The organism is Streptomyces caelestis, from assembly GCF_001279005.1.
Lineage (GTDB): Bacteria > Actinomycetota > Actinomycetes > Streptomycetales > Streptomycetaceae > Streptomyces > Streptomyces heliomycini.
The window spans coordinates 1-16,908 of record NZ_LGCN01000166.1; the positions used below are offsets into that span (position 1 = coordinate 1).

Sequence of the window (16,908 nt, forward strand, 5' to 3'; positions counted from 1 at the left end):
CTGGCTCGAGATCGTCCAGATCGCCCTCGACCTGCTGGCCTGGATGCCCATGCTCGCCCTCACCGGCACCGCCAGGCTCTGGGAACCCCGCCGCCTGCGATTCCGCCTCTTCTCCGCGGCCGCCCAACTCGTCACCACCGGCCGACGCAGGATCCTTCGCCTCACCCAGCACTGGCCCTGGACCAGCGAGATCGCCACCGCCCTCAAACGACTCACGCTCCTGCCCAACCCCGGCTGACCAGCAACCTCAACCGTCCCGACGACAGCACCACCCGATCCCGGCCAGTGGAAGCCGGCGCCCACCCGACGCGAAAACCGGGCCACCGGCCTGCCCACCACCAGCTCCAGAAAGCGTGAGGGCCCACCGACTCCGTCGGCGGACCCTCACGAAAGATCGAGGCTAAGCTCCCCGCCGCCAGACCGTTGACCAGGACAAATACAGAAATCCTGCTGGAGTATTAACTGGCATATATTTTTCTGGACCGCAAGCACCGAAAACGGACTCGGTCTGCAGAAGACGTCCGGGACTGCAGCCACAATGCCACGTTGGCTTGTCCCGGACTCCTACATGCTACCAATCTAGATCTGCGGCTCGCACCAGTGCGGAGAATTCGTTCTGCCGCTCGTCGGGTGTGGTCAGAGCGTCCATGACTAGGGTGCTGATGATGGAGACGTAGTCGTGGCCGCCGCTGGCGTTGATCTCGCCCTGGATGTAGTTGAGTCCACCGTTTGCGTACTCCTCGAAGATTTCAACCCGGTCGGGCTGGCGCTCGTCGGCGAGGATTTTCGGATCGTTGGGTTCCTCCGCTACTGCGATCATGTCGATGAGTACATCACCGTATTGACGGCCTTCAATCAGCGCCAGGCGAATGGGCTCGCCAGGTTTGTCGAAGGGCTCGCGTTTGCCCTTGTTGCGGCCCAGCACAGCGGCGAACATGAGGACATCCACCATGGCGTTGAAAGGTCCCTCTTTGCCGGCCAGGGCCGAGATGAGATCCTCGTGGGCGGCTGGCCTGCGGAAACGGTCTTCATATGCCATCAGAAGGCCACCTCTTCCAAGACGGTGTGCTCGAAATCTCCGTGCGTGACGTAGGCGACGGCCCGGTTATTGATCTCGATAGTCTCTTGCGCGGCGCCGGTGTTAGGGGTAACAGTGCGCAGCACGTACATACGGGTGGCTGCCCCTTGGAGGTTGTCCATCACTTTGCCGCTCGCTTGGGAGTTGGATAGCAGGGTGACGATCTGCGAGGTGAGCTTCGGCAGCGCTTGAGAGATTTCTTCTTGGTAGGTGAAATCCAGGCTACCGAAGGGGGCGTCCATGACGACCGGGTAAATGCCCCCCTCGCCAATGATGTCCTCGCTGTCTTTGGCCTTGCGCTGGTGGATCTGCTTGGCGATCTCCGAGACTGCGCCGACGAAGGACAGGCCCAGGACCTGGTTTTCGCCTGTGCTGCGGATGGCAATGCCAGCGGGGGACTTCAGCAACAGCTCAAAGGAGTCAGTCAGTTCAGGCTCGTAGGACTTGATGAAAATCCTCGAGAATACCTCCTTGAGCTTCACATCAAGCTGTTCGCGGACCTCTTCGGTCTTCAGTTCCAGTGCTTCGCGGAAGGTGTCCAGAACCTCGTTGACGAGATTGACCTGCCGCTGGACCTTGCGGGATGCTTCGTCCGCTGCCTGCGCGGATCTGAAAAGCCTCTTCATCTTGTCGATCTGGGCTTCAAACTCGATCCGGCGCTCTTCCAGACGGCGATGTTCTGCGAGTCCGTCAATGCGTTTTTCGTCGTACTCCTTGCGCCGCTGCTCGAGGCGCTGTACGTCTTCAATGTTGACGCCCTGCAGTTGGCGGTCGATTTCGCTCTTTTCTTCCTCCAGGCTCTTTATCTCGTTCTGGCAGTTTTGGATTTCGAATGTAGCCTGCCGCAAGTCGTCGAGGAGCTTTTGACGTGCCTCGCTGAGGTGCTTCATCTGTCCACTGACATACATCCAGCGGGATTCCACATCGGCAAGACCAGCGTTATAGCGGCGCTTGTCCAGCTCGTGATATGCCGCGCTCCCCTCAGGAACGGGAGTGCCGCACATGCATATTCCTTCTTCGAGGAGGCCCTCGATGAAGTCGCGTTGGATGCCGGCGGGCAGTTGGCGGCGTTCGCGCATAGCTTCTGCCAGCCCAATCACAGTCTCGTCGATGTGCGACGTGAAGGCAAGAAATGCCCCCTTGGACAGGATCTCACGCTTGCGTGCATACCGGTCCTGCAGTTGCCCGCCCATCTCGTTGATTTTCCATTCGAGTTTTTTGCGAGCATTTTGCAGAGGCTTGGACTCCGAGTGGCTGCGTAGCGCTCGCTCCATCTCCCGAACTTCGCTCTCGTAGCTGCTGATGTCGCGGGAGACTTTCTGCGCACGCCGGGCGGCATCATCACGCTGCTGTTCGAGACCTTCCTGTTGATCGCGCAGCTGCTGAAGGCGGCTGTCGCCACCTTTGTCGATCTCCTTCGCGAGGCGTCGTGCGGCTGCGGGAAGGTGCTCGGTGATCGCCCGCTCCATCGGTTCAAGATCCATCAGGGTCTTGATGGCGCGTTTGACCTCGTCGTTGTTCTCCTCGCCGGCGAACATCTTCTCCATGCGCTCACCGTTGAAGAAGAAGAAGCGACGTAGGCCTTCGGGAAGGATCTTCTCGATGCGGTCCTGGCCGTTGGCTACGGGCTTGCTCTCGCCGTTTCTAATCTCGTTGAGGGTGAGTTTGGCTGCGACAGCTATCTGCTCGTCAGTGTTCTTGACGGTGGCCACCTCACGCAGCGCGGTGAAGATTACCCCTGCGTGTTCGAATTTCAGCTCCACCGAGGCGCTGACCGGCGTGCCGTGCGGGGTCTCCGCCCATTTGTGGTCATGGATGACGCGGTGCTGCTGCTCTACGTCGGCGGAGAACTTGCCGTACAACGCCCAGGCGAATGCATTGAGGAGGGTGGTCTTACCTGCACCGTTGTTACCGAAGATCAGCACCGCCGGCTTGGAGTCATCGACGGCGAGATCCAGCGTCTGACGGCCGTAGAACGCACGAAAGTTGTCCAGGGTCAGCCTCAGCAGCTTCACTTGATCAGCCCCTTCACAGCCGTCACGATCTCATTGACCACGGTGGTGGAACTTCTGATGTGCAAGTTCTCACGCTCCAATTCGATGACGCGCCTCGCCAGTTTGACGCCCTCGGGCGACAGCTGACTTAGCACGTCCTGCGCAGTTTTCTTCTCGCTCACGTCTACTCCGTTTGGTGATGCGGTGGATTAGGTGTCGAGCAGGCCATATCGCAGGCGTAGCGGACGAAGGAGGTCGAGGGTCTCGGCTTCGTTGTCCGCCAGTTGCGCGAACTCCGTCACGCGGGCCAGCTCGCGGGCCACCATGCTGCGTTCGGTGCGGTCCTGCAGATCGGGCATGTCGGTCGGGGGGACCACGACGAAGTCCACGATGTCGGCCATGGTCTTGCCCGGTGCCTGTCGCAGCACTCGGCCGCGGCGTTGAATGAACTGCCGGGGGTTGGAGGAGCTGGCCAGCAGATATGCGGTGCGGGCGGCGGGCACGTCGACGCCTTCGTCCAGGCAGCGCATAGAGGCGATGACTTGCAGCTTTCGATCGGCGAACCGCTCCAGGATTTGGCGACGTTCGGATCGTTTGGTCTCGGCGGTGTAGCGAGCAGCGGGCATCTGCAGCTGGTTGCCGACAAGGTCCAGTACTTGATCGATCTGCGCTGGCTCCGGTGCGGCGCCGTCTTCGTAGGACAGGGGGTGCTGTCCCTCTGCGCAGTACAGCAGCTGATACCACTCCTCACTGCGTTGGCTGATCTCCCGTCGTAGCACTGGAAGTTTCGCGCGGGCGTGACCGAGGAGGTTGGCTCGTTTACGCAGCAGGTGGCCTAGAGGGCTGTTGTCGTCGGCTTGGTCGGAGAACTGTTGCATCGCGAACAGCCTGCCGATCTTTTCGGTGATCTCTATGTAAAGGTCGGTCTCATCGGCATCCAGTTCTACTATCACGGGCTTATAGGTGTAGCGACACAGTGCTCCTGCTTTGATGGCATCACCGAGGCCCAGCTCGAAGACCACCGGGCCAAAGTAGTCGGTGAGTGCGGTGGTGCCTTCGTCATCGAACCAGCGTTCCGGGGTAGCTGACAGTCCGAGGCGAAACTGCGCGCTGTCGGGCAGCTTGGAGCGGATATGCCGGGCGCCAAGGTTGTGTGCCTCGTCGGCGATGAGGAGGAGCTGGCCGCGGTAGCGCTGGAGGATGCTTTGGAAGGCGGTCTCGCCGAAGGTCTTGTTCGTGGTGATGATGACGCCACCACGGATGGCGTGCAGCGCCAGCGCATCCAACATTTGGGAGGCGTGGGGAAACCATGAGGTGGTCGACTCGTAGGCACGCAGGGGGTGCACGCCGAACCACTCGATGTCTTTCGCCCACTGGTCGACCAAGTGCTGGTAGGGGGCGATCACGACGGTGAGCAGTGGTTCGCCGGCCTTGTGGAGCATCTTGGTCACCTGGGCGGCGGCGGACAGGGCGGTGAGGGTCTTGCCGGTGCCGGTTGCCATGCGCAGGATGCCGCAGCCCTGCTGGGCAAACCACTGGGTGACGGCCCTCTTCTGGTAGTCGCGCACTCGCAGCTGCGGAGGGATGGTCAGCATGCCGGTGCGGTCTTCGCGGATGACAGTGATCGGTGCGCCGGACGGGGGGATTACTGTGTCGTCGTTGGGGTCAGCTCCAGCGCAGCTGCTGCGCTCGATGATCTGCTTGGCGGCGTCGGTGAAGGGCATGACACGAAGCAGGGGGGTCTTGTCATGCCACAGGTCGTCGAAGTCTTTGCTGATACGCAAGGCCCGTTCACGGTCTCGCTCGTCCCAGCTACGGAAGACCTCGATGGATTCAAAGTTGCCCACCAGGCCCGACAGCGTCTCATTCGCGCTGCCCTTGAACGCGACGAGGTCGTGGTCATCGCGGAAGACGCCGATCTTTTCGTGATACATGCCGACCCGGCTGCCGGCCGTGACGTAGGCGAGCTTCATGTCCAATCGCCCCTCGGCGATGAGCGCGCCGAGCTTGCCCAGTCCGCGTACCGCCCTGACGTCTTCCGTCGCACGCTCCAGGTCACGTAGGGCAGCCTTCTCCATGACGGCGCGGAGCTCGTAGCCCGCTTCGATCTCGGCGATATCTTCGGCGAGGAGATAGGGCGAGGCCACGATGCGCATCGTCCCAGCGCGCCGGGTGAATTCTTCTATGCCCTCGCCGATGACGGCCAGGACAGACGCCGTGAAATACCCGACAGCACGATCGTACGCGGTCGATGCCCGCAGAGCCGGTACGTAGAACTCATCGACAACATTGCCGCGGTCACTACGGTACTCTCCCCCAAGACCGGCATCCCGGAGAGCTTCAATAGCGTGCACTAGAAGTCCAATCCGAGATCCCGGGCGAGCTGAACACCCGCACTGTTGTCGGCGGGCTCGTCGACCCGGTGCGTGTCGCCTTGGTACCTCCCGCTCTCGAGGTCGCTGAGGCGTTGCACTCGTCCCCCGCGAGCAGTGAAAGGTGCAGAGGAGAACACCTGTCGCAGGGTGGATTCTTTGATGGAAAAAGCTTGCGTCAACACCTTCACGAGCTCGCCACTTTCTATACTGCCGCCCGCCTTATCGACTTCTTCTTCCACCAGTTCACGCACGCTGGTGTAAGGGCGCAATTGCCATTCTGTCAGCGCCCAGGAGTCAATATCGCTGCGCGTGAAACGCAGGTCCGCGGCAAGTTGCACCTTCAAGGACCGCTCATTTACGGTGTCGCCCATGCGTGAGGCGAGTTCGCCGGTCGAAAGCGGATGATCGGCCGCCTGGAGCACTTCCCGAGCGCGCTGCTTAAGCGTTTTCCGGACAGGAGCACCCGCGCTAGCCTGTGCGGCTTCTTCCCTGTCCACGATCCAGCCATTTTCCCCCAGGGTGGCGTTCAGGATGCGGTGGACAATGTTTTGCGCCTGCGGCGGCAGCTCTTCCCCGAGTCTCAAGAGAGAACCGATTGTTATGCCCTGCTCATCGGGGTTTAGCAGAGCAGCGAGCGTCGCGAACTCCTCGGCAAGCGCGCTATCCGGCGAGCGGGAAGGGTCATCCCGGGTGAGAGATAGTGGTGGCGTCTCTCGCGGAGAGGCAGCATGGGACATGTCACCGCGCGCCGCAGCATAGGCTTCTTGAATAACTCTCGAAATACGCCCGCGCTCACCTATGGCAAATCCGTTGCTGCGCGCCCATGCGCGAATAGCCACGGCATCTGCCTGCGATGATGTGCCGTCAGCCGAAGAAGGAGACTCCGAATCCCCGTCATGATCGTGCGTGCCAGACTGTGGCGCACTGTCGAGATTTTTCGCAGGTGGGTGATTGATTGGCGCGGGCTGAGCATCCCGTCGCGGAAGATTACCGAGTTCGAGGGTGGACATGCCACTAAACTGCAGCTGACCCGATTGGGAAGGAATCCCGCAAAAGTCGAGCCAGGCATCAATGTACGCTGCAACCCATCCCCGTTGACTCAATATTCTCCGAGCAACGGGAAGTGCCATAACCTCATCCTCTTCAAAACCAAGGATGCTCAGAGTTTTCTGCACTTGCCCGCACACAGAGGGACGACATATCCATTGTTCCCGCACTTCGGCATGCCGCAGGGAGGACAACAGCGTCACGAGACTCACATCGCTACCCGGCAAAAAGCCGCCTAGCCACGGACGACGGCACTGGAGCTGCGCCATAGGTGTCGGCGTATGGGTGACGTGGTCGAAATCCGCCACGGCTGCCCGCAAAGCAGAGGATGTGGCCATGGCAGCGTCGAAGCGATGGGATAGCTCTTCACAGAGTTCCTGCAAGCGTTCCAAAGGCATGCGGTGCTGCATCGCCAGTGTGGACAGTTCCTGACGTTTTGGGGCACATCGATGCAAGAGCAGGATACTTTGCTCCACGCTGTCCAGCTCACTGAACCACTGTGTTACCGCTACAGCGTGCGAGCTCTCGTTTGGCAGGGCGACTGCACGTATTACAGCACCCAGGAGGGTGACCACCTCATCGTGCGTCAGGGGAAGGTGCAAACTGAGATCATGCGGTGTTATGCCCCGCAAATCACCCAGCGCAAGAACTCCGAACTCCACCAATGCTGCAGTAGCACCGTCGTTTTCCATATCGAGGTCTTCGATGACAGTGGTGGCATGCAAAGCAGGAAAGAGTATTACGCAGTCTTCGTCCACGAGGTTCCCGCTAGACAGCAGAATGCCACCGAGCAGGTCAAAGACTTCTTCCATGGAAGCTCGTCTCATCGCCGTCTGCGTCGGACTTTCCTTACTCCACCACTGAGCGGGTCCCCCGAGTCGTTGGAGGTCGATAAGGTCTGGGGCATCGAGATATTCGACCCACGGGAAAAAATCAATCCACGTGTCAACATGCTCCGACGACTCCGTTGAGAACGCTGACACTTTATGCTCCCACCATGGTTACTTCACTGCCATATCGGATATGCACTTCACCCGTACGGAAGGTCAGCGGCCCGAGAAGTCGGCCTTCATTGATGACCCCGCGGTATTTCTCGCAGCTTCGCATGCGGCAAACCCCCCGCCCCCGATAGTCCGTTACATCGCCGAGCCCCTCAACGGGGCAAGGGCCAGCCCCCGTCGGCCCGAGTATGCAGGGTGGGTTGTCGCCTGCCTTGGGGCAACGGCGTGAGTGCGATGGATGTCGACCGTACTTGCTGCACTTCACCATCGTGTGCCGCCCACGTTCGAAGCTGGGCGTGGGCAGCGGGGCTGCTGCAGCACAGGCGGAGGTCAGACCACACCTGCTGAGCAGGGCACAACCTGAGGGCACCCTGTTGGCCGACCAGTGCCGCCCCTATGGAGCCGCCGCCATCACCGGGTACAGAGTGTGCAGTAGTCGGCGCGCACGTTCCCTCGGCGGCTTGATCCGGTCGTGTGCGGTGCAAAAGGTTCTGCAGCATGAAGAGTTGAGTCCTGCCCTTTCGCGCGTACCAATCACCGAAGGCGACGCATCGTCATGGTGCGACGAGTCAGTGCGGGCAATGCCACGCTCTGCCTCGCACTTTGCGTCTCGGCAAGCGGAACGTGGCGGTGGGGGCGTCCACTTTCCGCCCGGCATCGTAGCGGAACGTGCAGGTAGGCGTCTTCTCTTCGATGTATCACGATTCAACCACTATCCCCCTCGGAGGCTGAATCAGGACCTGCTGCATACCGGGCGCTTGGTGGTGTGAACGGTCCCCCGCTGGATCGCCCTCAATGACATACATGTTCAAATGTGACATACCGTGATGTTCTGCGTGAGTGGTTGCCGCCGTCCCGTCGCATGAATGGCTCCCTGCGGGCCAATTGGTGGCACGGAACGGAGCGTCATGTGCGCACACCCCCTCGCTGCCTGCACGAAGCCGACGTCGCGCTCGGGGGCCGAAAAGGAGCTAAGCGCCCGTTATTGACGTGGAAGCTTGGCCGCCTGCGTGAGCTGCCGGCTGGAGCAAGCTCACGGCGAAGCGGAGCGGTCTCGGTGGCGTCGCAGTCGTGTCCATGGCTCGTGCAAGGCCTCTCCGCGGTGACTGCGCAGGGCGAGGGATACTGCAGAGGCTGCGGGAGCGTGCGGTGCTTCGGACATGAAGTTGTCGGGCACACGAGGGCTCGCATGCCCGACAGAGGGGGGAAGAGTGTGCCTTGTCTTAGCGGACGGGTCGTGGGGCGTGCCAGGCGGGCAAATGTGTGCCCTCGGCAGTCACTCAGGGGGAGGAGCGTCAGGAGGGCACGACGGCGCCGATCATTCCTTCGATGGTGGCCATCGCCTTGTCCGCGCCCAGATATCCGATGCCACGGTGCAGGTGCACGGTCAGCATGCGAGCGACGTTCTCATCGGAGACTTCCTGCCCAATCGCCGCGCATCGCTGCTTGAGTAGGGCCAGATAGACATCACCGTGCTGGCCGGCGAAGGTCTTCCAGGTCATTTCCACGTTGGAGTCGGTGACGATGTCCTTGACCAGCGGAGTCGAGGGGTCTTTGAGGGACAGCAGCAGCGCCCAGCGGCACAGTACGTTCCACTGGGTGATGCCGGTGGTGCGCTTGAGGTAGATCAGCCGGTCCTTGGCTGGCTGGGACAGGCGGACGTTGTCAACCGGCATGCTGTGCTCCTGCGTTCCACCAGTAGCCTTCGACGACAGCGGTGGTGAACTCAGTGTCGTCGTGGACAAGGGTGTAGGTCTGGGCGACGGACTTCTTCAAGCGGCCCAGCAGGTACTCGTCGATCTCCTCGTCGGTGGACAGCAAGAGGACCTGGTCGCTGGCATTGGGGAAGTAGCGGTCGACGAGGTGCTCGCGATGACGGCTGTCGAGGCGGCCCAGCGGGGTGTCGATAACGCTGGGCAGGCGGTTGCCCGCGACCCGCATCAGGCCCCACAGCAAGGAGACGGCCAAGAGCTGGCGCTCGCCGGCACTCAGGCGCGCGGGGTCGATGGGCTCCCCGTCGGCATCGGCGAGGGTGAGGGTGAACTTATCGGTGTCGATGCGCAGGTCGTGCACGAGTCCTTGCTTGCGCATGAGGACCTTGAAGCTCTGCAGAACGGCCACTTCGAGTCGGCTGATGTGCCGCTTGAGGAGTGCGGAGCCGAAGCGTTCGAGAGTGTCGCGGGCCTTTTCAGAGTATTTGATGATCCGCTCGACTTCTTCTGCTTTGACCTTGGTGCGAACGAACTCCTTGTGGGCCCGTTCGAGCAGGGTGGTGACGTGCTCGCGGCGTCGCTTGAGGTCCTCCAGCTTGGCCGTGGCGCGGTCACAGGCGGCTTGGTTGCGGGCAACCTCCACGATCTGCTCATCCCGGGCGACTTGCAGGGCTTCGACCTTGTCCTGGGCAGGGACGCCGGCGAGCTGCCGGTCCAGTTGGTCGAGTTGTTCTGTCAGTTCTGCAGCGCTGTGCAGTAGTTGCTGTGAGCGCTCCTGGTCCCGCTGCAGGAGTTCATTCAAGACGGTGAGCTGAGCCAGTGCGTCGTGCGGCAAGCGTAGGTCCACCGGCAGCTGCGTCTTGTCAGCACGCTCGGCGCGGTCGGCGTCCAGTTGCTTGAGCACATCGGCGCGGACGGTGTCGGGCACCAGATCCAGCAACCACTGGTCACGCGCTTCGAGTACCTCCAGAACCTGTGCCGATTGCTGGGCTTCCTGCTCCTTTTCGGCCTGCCAGCGCACGTCCTGCAGGAGCGGTTGGGCCATCAGCAGGGGCAGCGGGCCCGCGGCAAGCTGGATCAGCTCGGCGCGCACCTGGGCCAGGCGGGCGGCGGTCTGCTTTTTGTCGTTCTCCAGCTCGATGCGCCTAGTGAACAGATCGCCGCCCTCGTCGGCGAACGCCTTCTCCAGGCTGTCCAGCTTGCGCTGCGCCTTACCGAACTCGGCGCGGGAGTGGGCGAGTTCCTGATGGGCGATGTCGTACTGGGAGAGCACCGCTTCGCGTTCGACTTCCTGGGTGCGGATGTTATCCAGCAGGTGCTGTTCCTCGTCGGACAGCTTCTGGCGACGCTGCAGGGCCAGCAAATCGTTGCGCAGCTGCTGGACGGTGCTCACGCCCAGGAGAGAGTGGACGGCGGACTCGATGACGGAGGCGGCCCGTTCGGGGTCGGCCAGTGATTCGATCTTCTCACCATCGAAGAAAGCCAGGGAGGCGATCTCCAGAGGGAGGAGGGATTCGACGTGGTCGGCCCAGCCCTCGCTCAACAGCCGATTGAACTTGCCCTCGGGCGTGACGTCGCGTTGGGTCTTTGCGCGTGCGCCGTAGGTGTCGTCAACGTAGACGTTGAGGAATTCCTTGAGGGTTTTGCCGCTGATGTGCCAGCTGCGGACGACGCGGTAGTAGTGCTCGTGCCCGCCGGTCATGACGGTGAACTCGAGAGTGATGGCAGAGCCACGGGTGGGGTCGGCCTTGCGGTTGATGCTTTCGCGCAGGTAGGCGTCGTAAGCCTTGGTGCCGCGCCCGCTGCAGCGGGCCCGGTTTCCGTAGAGCGCCAGCTGGATGGCATCGAGAAGGGTCGTCTTGCCGCACCCGTTCAACCCGCCGATCAGGATGATCGGCTTGTTCTTCTTGGGGGTGAGATCAAGAGACTGCTTGCCGCGGTAGGCCCCGAATTCTTCGAGGGTGATCTTACGCAGGAGCATCAAGTTCGTTTTCGTCGTCGAAGGTCAGGTTCTCAGCGATGTCTTCACGCCACTTTTTCTTGCGCGTAGCGAATTCCACGGCATCTTCGTGGTTGTCGTAGTAGCCCTTTTGCACGGCTTGCTCGAGAGCCTGGAAGAGGCCGGAACGGCGAGCCATGGTGCGGTACTTCCGCTCGACGGCGAGGAGTTCGCGGACCATGTTGTAGTGCAGGTCGTCGCCGTCGCACACCTGCTTGAGGACATCCATCTCGTCAGAGCCCATGACAAGCTGCTCATCCAGCGGGCCACCCGGGAACGGCTCGCCGGTGGCGTCCCGGTAGATCTGCGGCAGGCTGTCCTCGACCTCATGCTTGTCGAACACCCAGATCCGGCGGATCTCATGGAGTTCGTCGAGCGTGATGAGTTCGATGTTCTGCACGTGCTCGGGCGCGTGGGCACGGATCCATGTTTGCGCCTGGAGCAGCTCCTTGAGCCACTCTTCGCGGTAGGACTGCAGATAGGGGCCGTGGATGGCACCGTCGTTGAACAGCATCACCTTGCCGTTCATCCGGCGGAAGTCACGGGCCGGCTTGTCGGGGCGCGGGAAGGGTGCCTTGCGGCCGGGCGGGAGATCGGGGTCGCCCTCCTGGTAGTGGCCGAAGGGGGCGTCGAGCTTGTTGCGCAGATCCAGCAGGGGGAGCATCCACTCCTTTTCCTCGTCGTTCTGGATCATGGCGGACATGGACTTGTCCTGCTCGACGAGGGTGCAGGTCCAGCAGCCGAAGCGGCTGGAGCCGCAGGAGGGGGTGGTGGAGTCGACCACGAGGGGGCATTCGCCGTCCCCGGAAGCACCCTGGTACATGGTGAGCAGGTCCTGATTGTTGTAGCCCCAGGGGTTGGGCTTCTGCATCAGGAACTCCCACACATCGTCGTTGGTCCAGTCCTCAACAGGGCTGTAGACGAGGGAGTTGGGCAGGTTGGCGTTGGGGGAGAGGCGGTCGCGCACGCGCCGCTTCTCATGCTTTTCCATGGCGCGGGCGCGGGCTTGGCTTTCTGCCTTGCGAATACCCAGCACCATGATCGCTTCGCCGTGGGCAGCGACCACGCTGCGGATGAAGCTGTTAGACGGCTTGATCTTCAGTCGTTCGGTGCACCAGCGGAACTTCGGGCGCGGGGCAGGATAGCCGCGGCCGATGAGGTTCACCCAGAAGGTGTCCTTTATCTCCGGCGTGAGGCGGTGCGGTTCGATCGGCAGGCTCTGCGCCTGTGCCGCGTCCTGCATGGTGCCCAGCGAGGCGGAGACCCAGGCTGCGACGACGGGGTTCTCCACGAGGGTGTCGGTGGAGATGACGTGCACGGCCTTGGTGCGCTGCTCGGCGGGCAGGTCTGCGAGGGCCATCCACACCAGCTGCAGGACGGCGGTGGAGTCCTTGCCTCCGCTGTAGCCGATGACCCAGGGCACCTGGTCAGCGGTGTAGAGCTCGCGGATCTCCTCGGTGAGCTCGGTAACGACCTCGTCCAGCGAACGCCCGTTAAAGGGCTTGCGACGTACGGGGGTGAGCCCGAGGTTGAGGGGGATGGTGGTCATGCCTCGCCTCGCAGGTATGCGTCTTCCACGCGCTGTTCTTCTGGGCTCAGCTCCAGACCCAGATGCTTGCGCAGATAATTTACGGTGAGTGTCACGTTTTGATGGCTTTTAGAGACGCGGCCGCCGACGATAGCGCGTCCCTCCCAGTCGGTGTTGGCCCGGCTCCAGTCCACGTGCTTCAGCGGAGCCAGCCTCTTCTTCCATGCGGTCGCCTTGGTTGATTCCCGCAGCAGGGAGTTGCCGATACGACCGAGCGCATGCAGGGCGATGCCGTGGCTGTGGATGAAGTCCCGGCGCATCTCCTGAGCGGACAGCTGCTTGTCACGCACCATCGCCCACTCGGGCAGCGCCGTATCCATGGTCTCCCAGAACGACTGCGCAAGCTGGCTGGCCTCCTCCTGCTTCAGCTCGAGGCCCTGGAGCAGGGACTGGTTGCCGAAGTACAAGGCGCTGAGGGTGAACAGCTTGCGGGACCGGGCGGACAGGGTGCTCTTTTCCATCTCCACAAAGCCCTTGAAGATGGTCGAGCGCTCGGTGAGGGACCGGGTGATCTGTGCGTTGACGTCCCGGTGGTCGTACAGCACGCCGATGGAACGCGCCGGGCGGACGGCGTGCCGGTTGAGGTCGGCGAACATCTGCTGGGAGCGGGCGAGCCCAGTGTCGTGGAAGAAAACCACGGCGATGGTCTCGTCACCCAGGTCCGGGTTTTCCTTCAACGCCAGCTCGATTGCGGCACGACGGTGCTGTCCGTCGTTGATGAGGAAGCGTGCGTCCATCGGGATGCGCAAGTGCCCGGTGCGGTGCGCCGCTCCTTCGGCTCCCTGGCTATCGAAGAGCATGTCTCCGTCCACGGAGGCGGTGAGGGCACTGAAGACGTAGTCCTCGGGGTTGTCGAGGATGTAGCGGGCGAGCGCCGGCAGGCGTCCCTTGTTCAGGACGCGCTGGGCTCTCAGTTCGGCAGAGAGATCATCTTCGTCGAAAAGGAAGATCTTTGGGATGAGCCGCAACGGGCACATCGATGCATAAAACTCCCGTCCCGCCTGCACCCCGCGGATCGCAGGGAAGATGTACTCAAAGCCATTAGACACTCGCGAGACAGCCCGCCCCGCAGCTTTGCTCGCCGCTTCAGTCTGCACCCGTGCACTCTAGCGTGCGCGTACGTCTCCTGAGAAACGTACGTCACTCTCGTCTCGACGTACTCAGGTGCACAAAATGACGTACCACTCCTTCGACCATGCGTCTGCAGTCGGCGAAGCGACACGGGAACAAGCACCGCAAGGACGATGTTGACGTACTGGGGCGATGGCTTCGTGCGCTGCAGTCTCAGCATGTACGTTAACCACTTGACGTACGACCGTTATGCAAGCGTGCAAAGAGGCGGGTGAGCGCCGTGGTGGCGTATCTGGATGTGGCGGCGACGACACGGGTGGACCCGCGGGTTGCCGAGGTGGTGCTGCACTGGATGACCGAAGACTTCGGCAACGCTGGCAGCCGCACCCACGAGTACGGTGCACGCGCCAAGAAGGCGGTTCAGCAGGCGCGTTCCTTCATCGCCAGCACCGTGGGCGCCAAGACGGAAGAAGTGATCTTCACCAGCGGGGCGACGGAGTCCAACAACATCGCTTTGCTCGGGCTGGCGCCGCACGGCGAGCTCACGGGTCGCAAGCACATCATCACCTCCGCCATCGAGCACAAGGCGGTACTGGAGCCGCTGACGCACCTACGCGATACCCGCGGCTTCGAGGTCGACTTCCTCTCCCCCGGCCCCAGCGGCCGCATCACCGCCGACGCCGTGCTGGAGCGGCTGCGTCCGGACACCCTGGCGGTGTCGCTGATGCACGTCAACAACGAAACCGGCGTCATCCAGCCGGTCGCCGAACTCGCCGAGAAGCTGCGCGTCACGCCCACCTATCTGCATGTCGACGCCGCTCAGGGCTACGGCAAGGTCCCCGCCGACCTGATGGCGCCCATCGACCTGATCAGCATCTCCGGCCACAAGATCGGCGCCCCAAAGGGCGTCGGCGCTCTTGTCACCCGCCGACGGGGATGGGACAGGGTGCCGCTGGAGCCGATCATGTTCGGCGGTGGACAGGAGCGCAAACTGCGCCCTGGCACCCTCGCTGTTCCATTGATCATGGGTCTGTCCGAGGCCGTGAAGATCTTCACCGAGAGCCGGGAAACTTGGGAGCGGGAGGCGAAGGCGATGCGCGAACGGATCCTTGCTGCGCTCAGCGCGACGCGCTTCCGCCTCAACGGAGACCCCGAGCACAGCGTCCCCCACATCCTCAACGTCAGCTTCGATGAGCTGAATGCCGAAGCACTCATCGTCCGTCTCAAAGACCAGGTCGCCATCGCCACCGGCTCGGCCTGCACCAGCGCCTCCTACACGCCCAGCCATGTCCTTCAGGCGATGGGCCTGGACGACGCCGTGGCTGCCAACGGGCTGCGTCTTTCCTGGTTCCCTTCCCAGGCAGCCGATTTCGATCCACTCCCGCTCGCCGAGACGATCGCCAGCATGCAGCCTCAGGGAGGTTGACCAGCCCTACGCCTCGGAGCGACGCACCAGCCGGTGCCCGCGTAGCTGTCGGCCGCACCTAACGAGCTCGGCGTCCCAGCCGTTCTCGGTCCCGATCAGGTGCGGCCGTTCATACAACCCCGCCCGCATCTCACCCTCGGTCAACCGGCGGTATCGCGGCACGTCCGGATCATCCGGTGCCAGGAACTCGTGCTTGCGGTGCAGCAGCGGCCGGTTGGCCGAGCTCTCGTATGAGAGATGGGACGCCTCAAGCGTCTGCAGGTCCACCATGTAGGAGGACCGGATCCGTGGATGCGGGTCTTTGTCAAAGTCCGGGTAGTCCAGCCACGACACCGCTCGCCCTTGGTGCTTGAGCTTGGCCACGGTCCACTGCTCCGGGCGACCGGCAGCGATCGATGCGCAGTGCTCGTACAAGCGCAAAACCGTCGGGATCCGATCCAGCGCGCGTCGATGCACATACAGCGCCGTCGGTGTCACCTTGCCGGCAACGGAGGCATTCATAGCATTGCGCACATAGCCGTCCTCGCGGAGCTTCAACAACAGTCGGTCAGCCCGCTGACACGCTTCCTTGTAGGAACTGAAGAACGTGCGCACGTCCTGTTGCAAGCCCACTGGCAGGCTCCCGAACGGCCCGCGACCGTTGAACAGCTCCACCGCCAGGTAGAGCAACGTGTTCAGCGTCGATCGCTTAGCTCCCGCAGTGGCCCGCTCAGGATCAGCACCATCCCGCACCAGGCGCTTGACGTCGCCAGGCCGCAGGTGAGCCAAGAGCTCCGCGACGGTCCGCGGCATCTCCTCAATCCGCGGCGGACGTCCCCTGCGCTCGAAGAAGTCCACCACCGCACGCACCGCTGAGGCAGTGTCCTCGGAAGCAAGCCACTCGGCATCCGGAATCACACGCTGCGCCAGATAGCTCAGACGGGCGCCCTCGTCCCGGAACGCGTAGACGACTCCGGGCGCAGCCGCCACCACCCGCACGCCGGTCACCTGCTCCACATACTCCCGAAGCTCACTCGCGGCGTATAGATGCTGGAACGTCTGCCGACTCGTCAGTAGGCCATCACCGAACTGCTGACCGCGAACCTTTGACTGCTCCCAGGTCAGCCGGGCTGAGACAACCAGCAGCGTCGAGGTCAGCTCCCACGCCTGCTTTAAGGTCTGCCGACGCTCTACCGGATCCTCGATCACGTTCAACACGTAGGTCAGCAACACGACGTCGCTTGCGACCAGTTGAGTGTCGGAGCGGTAATACGGATCCCACCCAGCCACCTGGCAGTCCAATTGCTCCAAAGCTCTAACATCGTCACCACGGCCACAGCCGTAGTCGAGGATCGTCCGCTCAGGTAGCAACTGGCGGTCCGCCAGCGCCTGACGCGCGGGCACCGACAACGCCATCCGACCGATCGCCGTGCGGCGACGCTCACTACCCCACATCTGCTGCATCACAGGCACTGCATCCAGGTAACGACACGATCAGCAGGGTAGAAGACAGACGCCAGGCACGCTCACGCAACGACGAACATGCCCCTCAAGTGTCAACAAGGCACCGTCCCGGGGTGTGGCCTGCGACGATGCCTGAAAGGCGATCCCCCCTCCGGAGCCGTGTACGCAGGTTCG

The 16,908-nt window shown here is 62.4% G+C and carries 12 protein-coding genes; 2 read left to right on the forward strand and 10 right to left on the reverse strand.

The window, feature by feature from the left end:
- A partial coding sequence (locus tag ADK41_RS14915) for a transposase (protein ID WP_209438647.1) occupies positions 1-238 on the forward strand: 238 nt, incomplete at its 5' end.
- A gap of 333 nt (positions 239-571) precedes the next feature.
- On the opposite strand, the gene ADK41_RS14920 is transcribed toward ADK41_RS14915, so the two are convergent.
- The 9 genes from ADK41_RS14920 to dndB form a co-directional block, all read right to left on the reverse strand.
- Positions 572-1,039: a DNA phosphorothioation-associated protein 4 gene (locus ADK41_RS14920; protein WP_030834284.1), complete on the reverse strand. Its 468-nt coding sequence runs from the start codon at positions 1,037-1,039 to the stop codon at positions 572-574.
- Positions 1,039-3,093: an AAA family ATPase gene (locus tag ADK41_RS14925; protein WP_030834281.1), complete on the reverse strand. Its 2,055-nt coding sequence runs from the start codon at positions 3,091-3,093 to the stop codon at positions 1,039-1,041. The genes ADK41_RS14920 and ADK41_RS14925 overlap by 1 nt, the downstream gene beginning before the upstream one ends.
- The gene (locus tag ADK41_RS41675) at positions 3,090-3,254 is read right to left on the reverse strand and encodes a hypothetical protein (protein WP_158717711.1); all 165 of its coding nucleotides are present in this window, start codon (positions 3,252-3,254) and stop codon (positions 3,090-3,092) included. The genes ADK41_RS14925 and ADK41_RS41675 overlap by 4 nt, the downstream gene beginning before the upstream one ends.
- A 27-nt stretch (positions 3,255-3,281) precedes the next feature.
- Positions 3,282-5,426: a DNA phosphorothioation system restriction enzyme gene (locus tag ADK41_RS14930; protein WP_030834278.1), complete on the reverse strand. Its 2,145-nt coding sequence runs from the start codon at positions 5,424-5,426 to the stop codon at positions 3,282-3,284.
- Positions 5,426-7,477 carry an Lsr2 family DNA-binding protein gene (locus ADK41_RS42510; protein WP_199822418.1) on the reverse strand — a complete coding sequence of 684 codons (2,052 nt, stop codon included), beginning with the start codon at positions 7,475-7,477 and terminating at the stop codon, positions 5,426-5,428. The genes ADK41_RS14930 and ADK41_RS42510 overlap by 1 nt, the downstream gene beginning before the upstream one ends.
- 1,313 nt (positions 7,478-8,790) lie before the next feature.
- Positions 8,791-9,171, reverse strand: coding sequence for a DNA sulfur modification protein DndE (gene dndE / locus ADK41_RS14945; protein WP_030834271.1), 381 nt, complete (start codon positions 9,169-9,171; stop codon positions 8,791-8,793).
- Complete coding sequence (dndD, locus tag ADK41_RS14950; RefSeq protein WP_030834269.1) at positions 9,161-11,188, reverse strand: DNA sulfur modification protein DndD; 2,028 nt, start codon at positions 11,186-11,188, stop codon at positions 9,161-9,163. Before dndD ends, dndE begins: the two co-directional genes overlap by 11 nt.
- Entirely contained in the window at positions 11,175-12,755 is a 1,581-nt protein-coding gene (gene dndC, locus ADK41_RS14955) for a DNA phosphorothioation system sulfurtransferase DndC (protein WP_030834267.1), read from the reverse strand. The genes dndD and dndC overlap by 14 nt, the downstream gene beginning before the upstream one ends.
- Positions 12,752-13,891, reverse strand: coding sequence for a DNA sulfur modification protein DndB (dndB, locus tag ADK41_RS14960; RefSeq protein WP_037805139.1), 1,140 nt, complete (start codon positions 13,889-13,891; stop codon positions 12,752-12,754). Before dndB ends, dndC begins: the two co-directional genes overlap by 4 nt.
- A 245-nt stretch (positions 13,892-14,136) precedes the next feature.
- On the opposite strand from dndB, the gene dndA reads away from it, so the two are divergent.
- Entirely contained in the window at positions 14,137-15,291 is a 1,155-nt protein-coding gene (gene dndA, locus ADK41_RS14965) for a cysteine desulfurase DndA (protein ID WP_030834262.1), read from the forward strand.
- Positions 15,292-15,297: 6 nt separating this feature from the next.
- Here the strand turns inward: dndA and ADK41_RS14970 are convergent, their stop codons facing one another.
- On the reverse strand, positions 15,298-16,734 hold the full coding sequence (locus tag ADK41_RS14970) for a DNA phosphorothioation-associated putative methyltransferase (RefSeq protein ID WP_030834260.1): 1,437 nt from the start codon (positions 16,732-16,734) through the stop codon (positions 15,298-15,300).
- Between the last annotated feature and the right edge of the window lie 174 nt (positions 16,735-16,908).